Below are 16,013 nucleotides of genomic sequence, written 5' to 3'. Positions count from 1 at the left end.
CGTCAGGTGGCGGGGGAGGCGGCGGGCCGGCCGCCGAGGTAGAGCTCGGCCAGCTGCGGGTCGCGCAGCAGCTCGTCGGCCGGGCCGGAGATGTGGACGCGGCCGAGGTCGAGCACGCAGCCGAGGTCGGCCGTCTCCAGCGCCCGGCGGGCGTTCTGCTCGACCAGCAGCACGGCGGTGCCGGCGTCGCGCATCCGCACGACCTGCTCGAAGACCGTGCCGGTGGCCTTGGGGTCGAGCCCCATGGACGGCTCGTCGAGCAGCACGACCTGGGGGCTGACCATCAGCGACCGGGCGAACTCGACCTGCTTCTGCTGGCCGCCGGAGAGCGCTCCGGCGAGCGCGTTCCACCGGTCGGCGACGACGGGGAACAGCGTCTTGACGAAGTCGATGCGGTCGTTGACCTCGCCCTTGTCCTTGACGGAGTAGGCGCCCAGCCGGACGTTCTCCTCGACCGTCATCTCCTTGAACACGCTGTGGCCCTGCAGGACGTGCGAGAGCCCGGCGGCGAGCATCTGCTGCGGCGAGTTCTTCGTGACGTCCTTGCCGGCGACGCGGATGGTGCCCGAGCGCGGGGTGAGCATGCCGCTGGCGACCTTGAGGACGGTGGACTTGCCGGCGCCGTTGGGGCCGACGAGGCACACGACGGTGGCCGGCGGGACCTTGACGGTGAGCCCGCGGAGCACGAGCGCCGCCCGGCCGTAGCCGGCCTCGACGTCGTCGAGCTCGAGGAGGTACTGCTCGGAGGCTCGGGGGGTGGTGTCAGATGCCAAGGTAGGCCTCCAGGACTCGGGGGTCGCTCTGCACGACCGTCGGGGTGCCCTCGCAGATGGGGCGGCCGCGGTCGAAGACCACGACGTGGTCGGAGAGGCCCATGACCAGCTCCATGTTGTGCTCCACGACGATGAACGTCTTGCCCTCGGCGTTGAGCGAGCGCACCAGGTTGGCGATGCGGTCGATGAGCGCCGGGTTCACGCCGCCGGCGGGCTCGTCGAGCATGATCGTCTCGGGGTCGGCCATCAGCACGCCCGCGAGCTCGAGGAGCTTCTGCTGGCCGTAGGAGATGTCGCGGGCCAGCGAGTGCTCGAGGTGCTCGATGCCGACGCGGGCCAGCAGGCCGCGGGCCCGGTCGAGCTCCTCGGCGTCGCGCGCCGAGGCCAGCTGGCGCCGCAGCGACGTCGAGCGGACCGCGACGAGCATGTTCTCCATGACCGTCATCCGCGGGAACACGCGGCAGAGCTGGAAGCTGCGGCCCACGCCGGCGCGGGCGATGCGGTGCGGCGCCTTGCCCGTGATGTCGGCCCCGCGATAGCTCACCGTGCCCTCGTCGGGCTTGATCATCCCGGTGACGCAGTTGAAGAACGTCGTCTTGCCCGAGCCGTTGGGGCCGATCAGCGCGTTGACCTTGCCGTGGTGGAAGGTCACCGACGCGCCGTCGACGGCGGTGACGCCGCCGAACCTCTTCGTCAGGCCGACGGTCGCCAGGCTCGCGGTCTGCTGGGCCGGGGCGGCGTCCGCGGTGGCGGTCATGAGCGGGCTCCTTCGGTGACGGTGCTGTCGCTGGTCGGGATGTCGGTGCCGTCGTCGGTCCGCGCCTGCTGGTCGGCCTGGGCGGCCTCCGGGCCGGCCGTGCGCCGCTGCTCGGCGAGCTCGGCCTGGGTGACCTCGCGGATCGACGTCTTCTGCGGCCGGAACCGGTCGACGAGGTTCGTCGCGGCGGGGATGATCCCGTCGGGCATGAACAGCACGACCAGGCCGAGGAGCAGGCCCATGGCGACGAGGTGGAACTGCGTGTCGCCGTACTGGTTCTTGAAGTACTCCACGGCGTAGCCCACGATCACCGCCCCGAGGAACGGTCCGAACAGGCTGCGGATGCCGCCGAGCAGGCTCATCAGCACCATGTAGGAGCCGACCAGGATCGAGAACTGGAAGATCGGGTCGAGGAAGCCGAACCACAGGGCGTACAACCCGCCGCCGAGGGCGGTGAAGAACGCCGACACCACGAACGCGATGAGCTTGTAGGTGAACGTCGGGACGCCGAGGGCCTGCGCCTTGTCCTCGTCCTCGCGGATGGCCTTGAGGCCCATGCCGAAGCGCGAGCGGTCGATAAGCCACCACGTGAGCAGCGCGACGGCCAGCAGGGCCGCGTGGAGGTAGAAGAACCGCTCGTGCTGCTCGGGCCGCAGCACCTCGGGGGCGAAGGGCCGCGGCACGCGCAGGCCGTTGGAGCCACCGGTGAACGAGCCCCACGACTGGAAGACCAGCAGCAGGATCAGCACGAGGGCGATCGAGACGATCACGAAGGACGCGCCACGCACCCGGAGGCTGGCGATGCCGATCGGGACCGCGAGCACGGCGACGGCCAGTCCGGCGAGCAGCATCCCGAGCCAGGGATTGACCCCGGTGTGGATGACCAGCAGGCCGGTGGCGTAGCCGCCGAGGCCGGAGTACGCCGCGTGGCCGAGGGAGATGTAGCCGGTGAACCCGCCGACGAAGTTCCACGAGGTCGCCAGGACGGCGTAGCTCATGATCACCACGCCCACCGAGAGGATGAACGGGTTGGCCGCCACGGACGGGAAGGACAGGACCGCGGCCGCGAGGACCAGCAGACCGACCGCCTTGAGGGCCACCGACCCGCGCGAGCGCCGGTCGGTCGTGGACACGGTGTCAGAAGCGCTGGGCAAGACGACCTCCGAAGAATCCCTGCGGTCGCACCATGAGGGTGGCGAACAACGCGATGTAGAAGAACGTCTGGGCCCACGTGGTGCCCAGGGGGATCTGGAGCAGGGCCTGGCCCATGCCGAGCACCATCGCCGCGATGGCCGCGCCGGGGATGCTGCCGAGGCCGCCGACGACGATGATCGCCATGAGCGGGCCGATCCAGTGCCAGTGGAGCGAGGGGTAGAACGTCGAGTCCAGCGCGAGCGCCGTGCCGCCGATCGCCGCCGTGGCCAGGCCGAGGCCGAAGCCGTAGCCCGCGACCCGCTCGGTGTTGATGCCGATGAGGCGGGCGGCCTCGGGGTGCTGGATCGTGGCCCGCAGCGCCTGGCCGAACTGCGTCTTCTTCATGAGCAGGAAGAGCGCGGCGAGCGAGACGACGGCGAGGGCGAAGGCGATGAGCTTGACCACCGCGACGTTGGCGCCGAAGACCTCGAAGTTCGCGCCGCCGTAGTCGAGCCGGATGCGGCGCTGGGTGCCGCTGAAGGCGAAGCCCAGCATGCCCTCGATCACCAGGGCGATCGAGAAGGTCAGCAGCACCGACATCATCGTCAGTGTCGCCGGGCGCAGCCGGCTGATGAGCACCCGCTGCATGAGCACGCCCATCGCGAAGAACAGCGGCACGGTGAGCACGAGGGACAGCAGCGGGTCGAGGCCGGTCTCGCTGGTGAACCACCAGGCGAGGTAGGCGGCGAGGATCAGGAACGCCGAGTGGGCGATCATCACCACGCGCATCACGCCGAAGTAGAGGGTGAGGCCGGCTGCGAGGAGGGCGTAGAGCCCGCCCAGCAGCACGCCCAGCACCAGGCTCTGGAGGAGCAGGGACATGGCAGGGGCCTAACGGTCGGGGGCGTCGGTGGGTCGGGTGGCCCGAGCTGGTCGGGCGCCGGGCGCTGGTCGGCGGGCGGAGGTCACCAGGCCGGCTTCTCGAGGATGAGCTCGGCCTCGGCGGCCTCCTCGGGCAGCACGATGCGGATCTTGCCGTCGACGTACTGCTGGATGAGGTGGGCGCCCTCGGGCCGGCCCTGCTCGTCCCAGGTCAGCGGGCCGACCACGGTCTCCACTTCGTTCTCCCGCAGCCAGTCGATGAGCTGGGACTGGCACTCGGGGTCCGGGCTGGCGCACTCGACGGCCTCGACCGCGGCGGCGACGACCTGGCCGGTGGTCCAGGCGTTGGCCTCGTCCTCGGCCGGCGGCGTGCCGTTGCGCTCGGTGTAGTACTCCACGAACTCCTGGTTGGTGGGGTAGTCCGCCTCGGGCGTGTAGCCGGTGGGGGAGAGGATGCCCTCGGTCTTGCTGCCGATCGCCTCGGGGAACTCCGGGTTGGTCGGCGCGGTGGAGAAGGCGGCCATCTTGGGCTGGTAGTCGAGCTGCTGCAGCGCCACGATCATGTTGACGGCGTCCTGGTACTGCGTGCCGCCCACGACGACGTCGGCATTGCTGTCGGCGATCTTCGCCGCGATCGAGCCGAAGTCGGTGGTGTTGGGCGGGTAGACCTCGTCGACGACGGTCTCCACGCCCATCTCCTCGAGCCGGGACTTCAGGCCGTAGGCGGTGCCCATGGCGAACGGGTCGTCCATCGCGGCGTAGGCGGCGGTCTTGGGGCGCTGGGCCTCCGGGAGCGCCTCGATGGCGTCGGCGAGGTAGTCGTAGTGGTCGTCGGCGATGGCCGGGGCGGCGTAGAAGAGGTTGTCGAAGCCCTGGGTGAAGACCTCCTCGGCGGCACCGGCCGGCTCCACGAAGAGGAAGCCGTAGTCCTGGGCCACCTGCGCGGCCGGGACCACCAGGCGGGTGGAGAAGGGCCCGAAGACGAGGTCGACCCCGTCCTGGTTGATGAGCTTCTCGTAGTCGGCCGCGACGCGGTCGGCGTTGGACTGGTCGTCGAGGATGGTGAGCTCGACGTCGCGCCCGAGGAGGCCGCCGTTCTCGTTGACGTAGTCGGCCCACGCCTCGTAGCCGCGCTGCACGCCCTTGCCGGGCTCGGAGAAGTCTCCGGTCAGCGGCAGCGAGATGCCGATCTTGATCGGGCCGTCGCCGTCCTCGGCGGAGTCGCCGCCGGCGCCCGAGCTCATGCACGCAGTCAGCGCCAGGCAGGACGCCAGCGCGAGTCCGGCCACGCGGTAGGGGGTCTTCACCAACATGTCACTCCTCGGGGTGTGCGATGCCGTGTTTAGCGGCGTAAGCGCTTTCGTAAGCGCTTTCGGGTACTGTAGGCACAGCCGGGGTGGTGTGGCAAGGGTCACATATCGTCTAATCGGGACCGGCAGCGAGGAGAGCCATGAGCACCAGGCGGGCGGCCACCCTGCGCCTGCAGGACGTGGCCGAGGCGGCCGGCGTCTCCATCGCCACCGCCTCGCGCAGCCTCTCGGGCTCCCCCGGCGTGAGCGAGACGGTGGCCGAACGGGTGCGTGAGGTGGCGTCCACCCTCGGCTACGTCGCCAACGTGCACGCACGGAGCCTGGCCGGGGGCCCCACGCGGACGGTCGGCCTGGTCGTCCACGAGATCGGCGACCCCTACTTCTCCGAGATCGCGAGCGGCCTCCTCGGCGTCGGCGCCCGCGAGGGCCTCACCGTGCAGATCTGCCACACCGGTCGTGACCCCGAGCGGGAGCTCGCGCAGCTGCGCATGCTCATCGCCAACCGCGTCGGGGCGATCGTGATCGCCGGTTCGGGACTGGTCGACCCGAGCCTGCAGGCGCCTGCCAAGGCCGAGCTTCAAACGTTCCGCCGCGCGGGCGGACGGGTCGCGGTCATCGGCCGCCACCACCTCGGGGTCGACGCGGTGCTGCCCGACAACGTGGAGGGCGCCCGCGCCGTGGCCCGGCACCTGCTCGACCTCGGTCACCGCCGCGTCGCCGTGGCGGCCGGCTCCCGGCAGCTCACGACCGTCGCGGACCGCCTCGCCGGCCTGCAGCAGGCCTTCGCCGACGCCGGGCTCGACTTCGCCGCCGTGCCGGTGGTCGAGACCGACTTCACGCGCGCCGGCGGCAAGGCCGCCGCCGAGCAGATCCTGGCCGAGCACCCGGGCGTCACCGCGGTGCTGGCCCTCAACGACGACATGGCCATCGGCGTGCTGTCCGCGCTCCGGGCGCGCGGGGTCTCGGTGCCGCGGGAGGTGTCGGTCACCGGGTTCGACGACGTCGCCGTGGCCGGCGACCTCGCCCCGTCGCTCACCACCGTGCGGCTGCCGATGGGGGAGATGGGGGAGCAGGCGCTGGTGCTCGCGCTCAAGAAGCCGGGGACCCGTCCCCGGCGGCGCCACGTGGACGCCGAGCTCGTCGTCCGCGACTCCTCCGGGCCGCCGCCGTCATGAGCGAGCCACGCGTGCTGGTCGCGCCCGACAAGTTCAAGGGCTCGCTGCCCGCCCACGAGGTGGCGCGGGCCCTCGCCGACGGCGTGAGCAAGGCCCGTCCGGACGCCCGGATCGAGTGCCTGCCCGTCGCCGACGGAGGCGACGGCACTCTGGACGCCGCCGTCGCCAGCGGGTTCGAGCGGGTCGAGGTGGTCGTCGCGGGACCCACCGGGGAGCCGGTGACGACGGCGTACGCCCGCCGGGGGACGACCGCGGTCGTCGAGATGGCCGACGCCTGTGGGCTGGCACGGCTCCCGGAGGGGGTCCTCGCGCCCATGACGGCGACCAGCCGCGGGCTAGGCGAGGCGGTGGCGGCCGCGCTCGACGCGGGGTGCCGCGAGCTGGTGGTGGGCATCGGCGGCAGCGCCAGCACCGACGGCGGAGCCGGGATGCTGGCCGCGCTCGGAGCCGGAATCTCGGCGGACGGCGTGGACCTCGGCGGCCTGCACCCGGCGCTCGCGGAGACGCGGATCGTCGTGGCGTGCGACGTCGACAACCCGCTGACCGGCCCGGACGGCGCGGCCGCGGTCTACGCGCCGCAGAAGGGCGCGACCCCCGACCAGGTGGCCGAGCTCGACGCGCGGCTCGACCGCTGGGCCGACGCGGTGGCGCTCGCGACGGGAGCCGACCGGCGCGACGAGGCCGGCGCCGGGGCGGCCGGGGGCGTGGGGTTCGGTCTCGTGGCGGTGCTGGGCGCCGAGCTGCGACCGGGCATCGACCTCATGCTCGACCTGCTGGGCTTCGCCGATCGGGTCCGCGGCGCCGACCTCGTCCTCACCGGTGAGGGCTCGCTCGACGAGCAGAGCCTGCGCGGCAAGGCGCCGGTGGGCGTGGCGACCGCGGCCGCCCGGGTCGGCGCGCCGGTCGTCGCGGTCTGCGGCCGCCGGCTCCTGACCGACGCCCAGGTGACGGGGGCCGGCTTCGCGGCCGCCCACGCGCTGACCGACCTCGAGCCCGACGTCGCGACGTGCCTCCGCGAACCCGCCCGACTGCTGGTCGACCTGGGCGAGCGGATCGGGCGCGAGCACCTCGGCTGAGGCCCGACCACACGCGGCGTGAGCGTGGAGGATCCGAGCCACCAGGTGACCCGGATCCTCCACGACGCTCGCCGGGTCGCCTACTCGGGCGGCTCCGGCGACCCGTCCTCGGCCTCCTGGCCGGCCCGCGGCTCGCCGGGCGCCTCGCCGACCTCCTGGTGCGAGGTGTCGCCGTCGGGGGCCTGCGACTTGTCGTCGGGCTCCGAGATCTCGTCGGGGGCGGCGTCGTCGACGGCGGGGTTGTCGTCGGGGTCGAGGTCGCGGGACAGGCCGTTGTCGGCCGGGTCGTCCTCGAGCGCGTCGACGCCGCCGGGTGCCAGCTGCGGCTCCTCGGTGAACGGCGTCGGCATGGGGCTCAGGTCGTCGTTGGTCATCGATTCCCTCCCTTGGGTCGGTCGTCGGATCCTGCCCTGACCGCCTCGCCGGGGCCACCCCCGCCCGGGCGGGCGTCCCACCCGTAGGCGAGGTAGCCGACCCCGGAGGACAGGTGTGCCAGGGCGTGCGCCTCGTGCGGCACCATCGGCTCCGGCAGCGCGTCGAGCGGGAACCAGCCGAGCGCGGAGGCCTTCTCCGTCTCCACGATCCGCGGCTCGCCGACCCACGACCGAGCGGTGAAGAACCAGTCCACCCGCTCCTCGATCGCCGGGCCGAACTGGCTGCGCTGCATGGTGAGGACGAACTCGAGGTCGACCCCGGTGATGCCGAGCTCCTCGACCGCCTCGCGGCGCGCGGCGTCGTACGCCGTCTCGCCGCGCTCGACGTGCCCCGCGGCCGCGGCGGCCCAGTGCCCCGGCATGTACGGGACCGGGCCCCGCTGCTGCAGGAGCACCTCCGTGCCGCCCGCTCCGTCACGCAGCAGGTAGACGTAGGAGGCGGGCACGAGGGCGAAGCGGTCGGTCACCCGTCCCAACCTAAGGGCCGGTCAGCGCGGGGGCGGGGGCGGGACGTCGTCGTCCCTGCGGTCGAGCGAGTCCAGCGCGTCGCGCGCCTTGCCGGTGGCCTTCTCGATCGTGTCGGCGTGCTTGCCGCCGGTCCGCTCGTTGGCGAACGCGCCGGCCTTGTCGATGCCCTCGGCGATCCTGTCGCCGTGCTGGTCGACGACCTCGGTGATCCTCGCTCGGGCCTTGTCCAGGAAGCTCAACGGGTCCTCCTCGCGATGGCGCCGGCCCACCCGGCGGGTGGGCACTCCGGCTGCGATCGAGCGTAGCCACGCTGCGACAATCGGGGCATGCCTCGTCCTGTCGTCGCCGTCGTGGGTGCGACGGCGTCGGGCAAGACCGCCTTGAGCCTCGACCTGGCCGAGCGGCTCGGAGGAGAGGTCGTCAACACCGACGCCATGCAGGTCTACCGCGGCATGGACGTCGGCACGGCCAAGCTCCCCGAGGCCGAGCGGCGCGGCATCGCGCACCACCTCCTCGACGTGCTCGAGGTGACCGAGCCGGCCACGGTCGCGCTCTTCCAGGGCTGGGCCCGCGAGGTCGTCGCCGACGTGCGGGGCCGCGGGGCCGTTCCGGTGCTGGTGGGCGGTTCCGCGCTCTACACGCGCGCGATCCTCGACCGCTTCGAGTTCCCCGGCACCGACGACTCCCTGCGCCGCGAGCTCGAGGCGGAGCTCGAGCGGGTCGGCAGCCACGCGCTCCACGAGCGCCTCGCGGGCGTCGACCCGGAGGCAGCCGCGCAGATCCTCCCCGACAACGGCCGGCGCGTGGTCCGCGCCCTGGAGGTGGTGGCGCTGACCGGCCGGCCGTTCGGCGCCAGCCTCCCGCGCCTGGAGTACGTCGATCCGCTGACCGTCCAGGTCGGCGTCGACATCGACCGGCCGACCCTCGACGCGCGCATCGCGCGTCGGGTGGAGGAGATGTTCGCGAGCGGCTTCGTCGAGGAGGTCGAGGCGCTGCTGGCCCGGGGCCTGGCGGAGGGTCGCACCGCCGCCCGGGCGATCGGCTACCGCGAGGTGGCCGGCTTCCTGGCCGGCGACCGGACGCTCGCCGAGGCGATCGAGCAGACCACCGTGGCGACGCGCCGCTTCGCGCGGCGGCAGGACGCCTGGTTCCGCAAGGACCCGCGGATCGTGTGGGTCGCGCACGACGACCCCGACCGCGTCGCGAAGGCGGTGGCGGCGGTCGAGCGCCTCGTGACCACGAACGCCGACGGCTGACCCGAGCCCGGCGGAGGAGCGCAATTCCGGTCGGGCGGCCGGCCCGACGCCGGTGCGAGGCTGGCGCCATGGCGACGATCTACTACACCGGCTGCACCCTCGACGGCTTTCTCGCGACCGACGACCACTCGCTCGACTGGCTGACCTCGCGCGACATCGACCAGGACGGCCCGATGGGCTACCCGGCGTTCCGCGAGCGGCTCGGGGCGTGCGTCATGGGCGCGACGACCTGGCAGTGGATCCTCGACCACGACGAGGAGCCGTGGGGTCCGCTGCCGACCTGGGTGATGACGCACCGCACGTTCCCCGAGGCGCCGCCGAGCGTGCGCTTCGACCGCGACGACGTACGCCGCGTGCACGCCGAGATGACGGAGGCGGCCGGTGGCAAGGACGTCTGGGTGGTCGGCGGGGGCGACCTCGTGGGCCAGCTCCACGACGCCGGGCTGCTCGACGAGGTGTGGATCCAGTACGCCCCGGTCTTCATCGGCAGCGGGGCGCCGGTGCTGCCCCGCCACGTCGAGCTCCGGCTCGAGGAGGTCGCGCGCAACCGCGACTTCATGTGCGGGCGCTACACCGTCGTGCGGTGACGCGCGCCCCCGGGGGCGCTCGCCCGTGGGGGCGTGGACAACGGGGCGGCCGAGGAGCAAGGTGGAACAGACCGACTCCGGGGAGGTTCCCATGCACGTCCGTACGTCTCTTGCCGCTGCGACCGCGACCGGCCTGCTCGCCGGACTCGTCGTCGCGACGCCCGCCGGCGCGACCGGACGGGCCCCGGACGGGGCGGAGCCCCGCCCGACCGCCAAGGTGCCGACGGCGATCGGCAAGGGGGGTGCCGTCAGCACGGTCGACCCGGAGGCCAGCGCCGCCGCGCTCAAGGTGCTGAAGGCCGGCGGCAACGCCGTCGACGCGGCGGTCGCCGCCGCGGCCACCCTGGGCGTGACGGAGCCCTACAGCGCCGGCATCGGCGGCGGCGGCTACTTCGTCTACTACAACGCCAAGAGCGGCAAGGTGCGCACGATCGACGGCCGCGAGACCGCGCCGAAGCGGATGCCGAACGACGCCTTCATCGACCCGGCGACGGGCAGGCCGTACAACTTCACCCCTGAGCTGGTCACCAGCGGCGTCTCCGTGGGCACGCCCGGCACTCCGGCCACGTGGGAGCGCGCGCTCGACAAGTGGGGCACACTGAGCCTGGCCCAGGCGCTCCGTCCGGCGATCAAGGTCGCCACGCGCGGCTTCGTCGTCGACGAGACCTTCCGCCAGCAGACCCTCGACAACGAGACCAGGTTCCGCGCCTTCAAGGCGACGCGCAAGCTGTTCCTGCGCGGGGGCGACGCGCCCGCGGTCGGCTCGGTCTTCCGCAACCGCCAGCTGGCGCGCACCTACACCCGCCTGGGTCGCAAGGGACTCCCCTACTTCTACCGCGGCGAGCTCGCCAAGCTCATGGTCGACGTCGTCCGCCACCCGCGGACCACCGCCAACACCGAGCTCCCCGTCCCGCCCGGCCACCTGAGCCGCCGCGACCTCAAGACCTACGAGGTGCTGGTGCAGCGGCCCACCCGCGTCGACTACCGCGGGTACGACGTCTACGGCATGGCCCCGTCGTCGTCGGGCGGCACCACCGTCGGCGAGGCGCTCAACATCCTCGAGCGCTACGACCTGTCCAGCATGACCGCGGAGCAGGCGCTCCACCACTACCTCGAGGCCAGCGCGCTCGCCTTCGCCGACCGCGGCAAGTACGTCGGCGACCCCGCCTTCGTCGACGTCCCGGTCAGGCGGCTGCTCGACGACCGCTACGCCGCCGAGCGCGCCTGCCTGCTGAACCCGGCCCGCGCCGCCACCAAGCCGGTCCCCGCCGGCGACGTGACGTCGTACGACGGCGTGTGCTCGCCCACGAAGGCCGACGGGGTCACCGACGCCGACACCGAGAACATCTCCACCACCAACCTGACCGTCGCCGACGGGTGGGGCAACGTCGTGGAGTACACCCTCACCATCGAGCAGACCGGCGGCTCCGGCCAGGTCGTGCCGCGGCACGGCTTCCTGCTCAACAACGAGCTCACCGACTTCTCGACGGTGTACGACCCCGCCGACCCCAACCGCATCCAGCCGGGCAAGCGGCCCCGCAGCTCGATGTCCCCGACGATCGTGCTCAGGAACGGCAAGCCCTTCCTCGCGCTCGGCTCGCCGGGCGGCTCGACCATCATCACGACGGTCCTGCAGATGATCGTCAACCGCATCGACCTCGGCATGACCGTCCAGGAGGCGATCGCCGCGCCGCGCGCGACGCAGCGCAACACCGCCAACACGACGGCCGAGCCCGAGTTCATTACCGCCTACGGTCCCGCGCTGACCGCGCTCGGCCACCGGCTGGTGCCGGCGGGAGACGCGTTCACCAGCGCGGCCGAGATCGGGGCGGCGACGGCGATCGAGTTCGGTCGGCGCGGCCGCATGACGGCGGTCGCCGAGCCCACCCGGCGTGGCGGCGGCTCGGCGAAGGTGGTCAAGCGCCGCCGCTGAGCCGGGGCCAGCTCGCGCCGCCTGCCACACTGGATCGGTGAGCTACCGCTTCCTCAAGGGCCACGGCACCGAGAACGACTTCGTCGTCCTGCCCGACCCCGACGGCTCGGTCCACGGCGACGCGGACGGCGAGATGGCCGCCGAGCGGGTGCGCGCGCTCTGCGACCGTCGCGCGGGCATCGGCGGCGACGGGGTGCTGCGCGCGGTGCGGCGCGACGGCGGGTGGTTCATGGACTACCGCAACTCCGACGGGTCGACCAGCGAGATGTGCGGCAACGGCGTCCGGGTCTTCGCGCGCTACCTGCACGAGCACGAGGGCGAGCCGTTCCCGATCGAGGTCGGCACCCGCGCCGGCACCAAGGTGCTCGACCGGGCCGGGGCCGGCTTCACCGCCGACATGGGCGCACCCGCGCTCCTCGGCGAGACCGCGGTGTCCGTCGGCGACCGCACGTGGGCGGCGCAGCACGTCTCGATGGGCAACCCGCACGCGGTCGCCTTCGTCGACGACCTCGAGGACGCCGGCGACCTCCTCGCGCCGCCGCGCCACGACCCGGCGGTCTACCCCGACGGCGTCAACGTCGAGTTCGTGGTACGCCGCGGGCCGCGGCACGTGGCGATGCGCGTGCACGAGCGGGGGTCCGGGGAGACGCGCTCCTGCGGCACCGGCGCCTGTGCCGTGGCCGTCGCGGCGGCGCTGCTCGACGACGCGCCCCGCGGAACGACGTACCGCGTCGACGTCCCGGGCGGCACCCTCCACGTGGAGTGGACCGCCGACGACCGGGTCCTGCTGACGGGGCCGGCGGTGCTCGTCGCCGAGGGCACGACGGACCTCTGAGGCCGGCTGGTCGGGTCGAGTGCCGCCGCGGTCGTAGCCCGCACGGAGCCCAGCACTCGACTGGCATAGCATCCGGCGACATGGACATCACCGGATCCACCGCCATCGTCACCGGCGGCGCCAGCGGCATCGGTGCCGCGGTCGCCCGCGCCCTCTCCGCCCGGGGAGCGACGGTCGTCGTCGCCGACATCGACGCCGAGAAGGGCGAGGCGCTCGCCGGGGAGATCGGCGGCGTCTTCGCCGCCGTCGACGTGACGCGGACCGAGCAGGTCACCGCGGCGGTCGAGGCGGCCGCCGAGATCGCGCCGCTGCGCGCCTGCGTGAACTCCGCGGGCATCGGCTGGGCCCAGCGCACCATCGGCCGTGACGGCCTGATCGAGCAGGCCCACGACCTCGACGCGTTCCGCAAGGTGGTGGAGATCAACCTCATCGGCACCTTCGACATGACCCGCCAGGCCGCGACGGTGATGAGCCGCAACGAGCCCGACGAGGACGACCAGCGGGGCGCCATCGTCAACCTCGCCTCGGTCGCGGCCTTCGACGGCCAGATCGGCCAGGCGTCGTACTCCGCGTCCAAGGGCGGCGTCGTCGGGATGACCCTCCCAATTGCGCGCGACCTGTCCGCCGCCGGCATCCGCCTCAACACCGTGGCGCCCGGCCTGATCGACACCCCGATCTACGACGCGTTCCCCGAGCCCGAGCAATTCAAGGCCAACCTCGGTCGCAACGTGCTGTTCCCCAAGCGCCTCGGCCGTGCCGACGAGCTGGCCAGCATGGTCGTGGAGTGCCTGACCAACTCCTACATGAACGGCGAGACCATCCGCGTCGACGGCGGCATCCGGATGCCACCGAAGTGACCGGACGGGCCACGTAGGGGCGAGCCGCGTCCCCACTGGTCCAGACCGTTGTCCGCATTCTGGGCGTTTCGCCCCGTGTCCCGGCGCCGCGGTGGATGGTCTCCCTGAAGTTCGAGATTCATCCAGCCTGTGGGGGGCGCACGATGACCAGGATGGCGGAGCCGCGGGGATGCTCCAGTGCAGGCGGCGACGGAGAGCTGGCGTCGCTCGTGACACGTTGGGTCGGCGCTCGCAGCGACGTCCAGGTGCGCGCGGCGACCGAGGCGGTCGACGAGACCGCGCTGGTCGGCCCGACCGAGTCGGCCGGGTCCGACGACCCTGCCTTCGGGCCGACGCCGCGCAGGCGTGCCCTGCCTCGTCGCGGGGCGGCAGTCGACGCGGAGCGCGCGACCAGGCGCGCGGTGCTCATCGACACCCGCCGCATCCCCGAGGACGTCGCTGCCAAGCTGCTCGCACGGCTGGGCGAGCGGGGGCCGGTCGACGTCTGCCGCGCCTACGCGGACTGGAGCCGGTCCGACCTCGGCGCGTGGGCGGGTCGCCTGCGCCCGCAGGGGCTCTCCTCCTTCCACCAGCTGGCCGCCGACGGCGAGCAGGCGCTGGTGGCGATGGCCATCGACGCCGTCGACATCGCCCGCGAGGCCGCGGTCGACGAGGTGGTGATCGTCGGCGACATGACGTGCATGCTGCCCCTGGTGCACCGGCTGCACTCTGCGGGCGTGCGGGTGGTCGTGGTGGGTCCCGCACACACGGCGCACGACGTCCGCGCCGCGTGCGACGAGTTCATCGACTTCGACTCGCTGACGGAGGAGCGAGCGGTCGCGCTCGGGCGGCACCGCGCCTGAGGATCGGCCCCCCACCGTTGTCAGCCCTGCGCGAAACTGCTCGCGCAGGTGAGGTCGGGCGACCTACCCTTGCTGGTATATGACGAACGCACCTGACTTCAATCTGCGCGACGCCCTCGACGCCACCCGCGGCTGGGACGACGACACGATCGAGCTCGACGACGAGCTGCTCGCCGACCAGGACGACTTCGAGTCCGGCTACGCCGACGACACGGCGTACGACGACGAGGCCGACCCCGAGGAGCTGACGCTCGGCGCGCAGGAGCTGGCCGAGCGCCACGCCCTGCGCCGCGTCGCCAGCCTGCGCACCGAGCTCGAGGACATCACCGAGGTCGAGTACCGCCAGCTCCGGCTGGAGAAGGTCGTGCTCGTCGGCGTGTGGACCGAGGGCAGCGTCACCGACGCCGAGAACTCGATGGCCGAGCTCGCGCTGCTCGCCGAGACCGCCGGCTCCGAGGTCCTCGAGGCCGTCTTCCAGCGCCGCCAGAAGCCGGACCCGGCCACCTACATCGGCCGCGGCAAGGTCGACGCGATCCGCGAGATCGTGCAGGCGACCGGCGCCGACACCGTCATCTGCGACGGCGAGCTCGCGCCCAGCCAGCTGCGCAACCTCGAGGACCGGCTCAAGGTCAAGGTGGTCGACCGCACCGCGCTGATCCTCGACATCTTCGCCCAGCACGCGAAGAGCAAGGAGGGCCAGGCGCAGGTGGAGCTCGCCCAGCTGCAGTACATGAAGCAGCGCCTGCGCGGCTGGGGCGGCAACCTGTCCCGCCAGGCCGGTGGCCGGGCCGCCGGCGGCGAGGGCATCGGTGGCCGCGGTCCCGGTGAGACCAAGATCGAGACCGACCGCCGCCGCATCAACACCCGGATCGCCAAGCTGCGACGCGAGCTCAAGGAGATGCGCGGCACCCGTGAGGTCAAGCGGCAGTCGCGCCGCCGCAACCACGTGCCCAGCGTTGCGATCGCCGGCTACACCAACGCCGGCAAGTCCTCGCTGCTCAACCGGCTGACCGACGCCGGGGTGCTCGTGGAGAACGCGCTGTTCGCGACCCTGGACCCCACCACCCGGCGTACGACGACCTCGGACGGGCGGGTGTACACGATGTCCGACACCGTCGGCTTCGTGCGCCACCTCCCGCACGACCTTGTCGAGGCGTTCCGCTCGACGCTCGAGGAGGTCGCCGACGCCGACCTGCTGCTCCACGTCGTCGACGGCTCGCACCCCGACCCGGAGGGCCAGATCGCTGCGGTGCGACAGGTGCTCGCCGAGATCGGTGCGACCAAGGTCCCCGAGATCATCGTCATCAACAAGGCCGACGCCGCCGACCCGCTGGTGATCAGCCGGCTCAGGGCGCGCGAGCCGCACAGCGTCGTGGTGAGCGCGAAGACGGGCGAGGGCATCGAGGAGGCGCTGCGGACGATCGAGTCCGAGCTGCCGCGGCCGCAGGTCGAGTTCGACGTGCTGCTGCCCTACGAGCGCGGCGACCTGGTGAACCGCATTCACCAGGAGGCCGAGATCGGCTCGATGGAGCACACCGGCGACGGCACGCTCGTCGTCGGCCGGGCCAACGCCGACCTCGCCGGCGAGCTGGCGGCCTACGCCCGCTGACCTCGCGCGGGCGGAACCTTCGAGCGGGGCGGCGCGTTGAGCCGTCCGTGCCCGATTACGGGCGTCGAAGTCTCGTAGTAGAGGA

General features: G+C 72.7%; 17 protein-coding genes. 9 read left to right on the top strand and 8 right to left on the bottom strand.

Going from position 1 to position 16,013, the window contains the following annotated elements; genetic code table 11:
* Nucleotides 1–2: 2 nt before the first annotated feature.
* The 5 genes from J3P32_RS05620 to J3P32_RS05600 form a co-directional block, all read right to left on the bottom strand.
* Nucleotides 3–773, bottom strand: a complete 771-nt coding sequence (locus tag J3P32_RS05620; protein ID WP_210438838.1) for an ABC transporter ATP-binding protein — start codon at nt 771–773, stop codon at nt 3–5.
* The gene (locus tag J3P32_RS05615) at nt 763–1,530 is read right to left on the bottom strand and encodes an ABC transporter ATP-binding protein (protein WP_210438837.1); all 768 of its coding nucleotides are present in this window, start codon (nt 1,528–1,530) and stop codon (nt 763–765) included. The genes J3P32_RS05620 and J3P32_RS05615 overlap by 11 nt, the downstream gene beginning before the upstream one ends.
* The gene (locus J3P32_RS05610) at nt 1,527–2,663 is read right to left on the bottom strand and encodes a branched-chain amino acid ABC transporter permease (protein ID WP_307861596.1); all 1,137 of its coding nucleotides are present in this window, start codon (nt 2,661–2,663) and stop codon (nt 1,527–1,529) included. The genes J3P32_RS05615 and J3P32_RS05610 overlap by 4 nt, the downstream gene beginning before the upstream one ends.
* 4 nt (nt 2,664–2,667) lie before the next feature.
* Nucleotides 2,668–3,546 carry a branched-chain amino acid ABC transporter permease gene (locus J3P32_RS05605; RefSeq protein WP_210438836.1) on the bottom strand — a complete coding sequence of 293 codons (879 nt, stop codon included), beginning with the start codon at nt 3,544–3,546 and terminating at the stop codon, nt 2,668–2,670.
* A gap of 83 nt (nt 3,547–3,629) precedes the next feature.
* The gene (locus J3P32_RS05600; protein WP_210438835.1) at nt 3,630–4,859 is read right to left on the bottom strand and encodes an amino acid ABC transporter substrate-binding protein; all 1,230 of its coding nucleotides are present in this window, start codon (nt 4,857–4,859) and stop codon (nt 3,630–3,632) included.
* A 137-nt stretch (nt 4,860–4,996) separates the two neighbouring features.
* Between J3P32_RS05600 and J3P32_RS05595 the strand changes: the two genes are divergently transcribed.
* Together J3P32_RS05595 and J3P32_RS05590 are read left to right on the top strand one after the other, a co-directional pair.
* Entirely contained in the window at nt 4,997–6,031 is a 1,035-nt protein-coding gene (locus J3P32_RS05595) for a LacI family DNA-binding transcriptional regulator (RefSeq protein WP_210438834.1), read from the top strand.
* On the top strand, nt 6,028–7,107 hold the full coding sequence (locus J3P32_RS05590; protein WP_210438833.1) for a glycerate kinase: 1,080 nt from the start codon (nt 6,028–6,030) through the stop codon (nt 7,105–7,107). The genes J3P32_RS05595 and J3P32_RS05590 overlap by 4 nt, the downstream gene beginning before the upstream one ends.
* An 80-nt stretch (nt 7,108–7,187) precedes the next feature.
* Here J3P32_RS05590 and J3P32_RS05585 read toward each other — a convergent pair whose 3' ends face one another.
* Genes J3P32_RS05585 through J3P32_RS05575 form a run of 3 tightly spaced genes read right to left on the bottom strand, consistent with a single transcriptional unit; the run spans nt 7,188 to nt 8,248 of the window.
* Nucleotides 7,188–7,481 (bottom strand): hypothetical protein, encoded by a 294-nt coding sequence (locus J3P32_RS05585; protein ID WP_210438832.1) that lies wholly within the window; start codon nt 7,479–7,481, stop codon nt 7,188–7,190.
* Entirely contained in the window at nt 7,478–8,008 is a 531-nt protein-coding gene (locus J3P32_RS05580) for an NUDIX domain-containing protein (protein ID WP_210438831.1), read from the bottom strand. Before J3P32_RS05580 ends, J3P32_RS05585 begins: the two co-directional genes overlap by 4 nt.
* A 21-nt stretch (nt 8,009–8,029) precedes the next feature.
* Entirely contained in the window at nt 8,030–8,248 is a 219-nt protein-coding gene (locus tag J3P32_RS05575; RefSeq protein WP_246849922.1) for an antitoxin, read from the bottom strand.
* Nucleotides 8,249–8,335: 87 nt separating this feature from the next.
* Between J3P32_RS05575 and miaA the strand changes: the two genes are divergently transcribed.
* The 7 genes from miaA (at nt 8,336) to hflX (ending at nt 15,928) form a co-directional block, all read left to right on the top strand.
* Nucleotides 8,336–9,265, top strand: a complete 930-nt coding sequence (miaA, locus tag J3P32_RS05570; protein ID WP_210438830.1) for a tRNA (adenosine(37)-N6)-dimethylallyltransferase MiaA — start codon at nt 8,336–8,338, stop codon at nt 9,263–9,265.
* A 68-nt stretch (nt 9,266–9,333) separates the two neighbouring features.
* Entirely contained in the window at nt 9,334–9,852 is a 519-nt protein-coding gene (locus J3P32_RS05565) for a dihydrofolate reductase family protein (protein WP_210438829.1), read from the top strand.
* A gap of 91 nt (nt 9,853–9,943) precedes the next feature.
* Complete coding sequence (ggt, locus tag J3P32_RS05560; RefSeq protein ID WP_210438828.1) at nt 9,944–11,785, top strand: gamma-glutamyltransferase; 1,842 nt, start codon at nt 9,944–9,946, stop codon at nt 11,783–11,785.
* A gap of 37 nt (nt 11,786–11,822) precedes the next feature.
* Nucleotides 11,823–12,620 carry a diaminopimelate epimerase gene (gene dapF / locus J3P32_RS05555; protein WP_210438827.1) on the top strand — a complete coding sequence of 266 codons (798 nt, stop codon included), beginning with the start codon at nt 11,823–11,825 and terminating at the stop codon, nt 12,618–12,620.
* Nucleotides 12,621–12,700: 80 nt separating this feature from the next.
* Nucleotides 12,701–13,477: an SDR family oxidoreductase gene (locus J3P32_RS05550; protein ID WP_210438826.1), complete on the top strand. Its 777-nt coding sequence runs from the start codon at nt 12,701–12,703 to the stop codon at nt 13,475–13,477.
* 209 nt (nt 13,478–13,686) lie between these two features.
* Entirely contained in the window at nt 13,687–14,319 is a 633-nt protein-coding gene (locus J3P32_RS05545; RefSeq protein ID WP_210438825.1) for an NYN domain-containing protein, read from the top strand.
* Between the two features lie 79 nt (nt 14,320–14,398).
* Complete coding sequence (hflX, locus tag J3P32_RS05540; protein ID WP_246849918.1) at nt 14,399–15,928, top strand: GTPase HflX; 1,530 nt, start codon at nt 14,399–14,401, stop codon at nt 15,926–15,928.
* Nucleotides 15,929–16,013: the final 85 nt, after the last annotated feature.

Origin of the sequence: Nocardioides xinjiangensis (assembly GCF_017916385.1) — a bacterium.
In the GTDB taxonomy this organism is placed as follows: Bacteria; Actinomycetota; Actinomycetes; order Propionibacteriales; family Nocardioidaceae; genus Nocardioides; species Nocardioides xinjiangensis.
The sequence above is the reverse complement of the archived record's forward strand: the minus strand, read 5'-3'. Positions and strand labels throughout refer to the sequence as shown.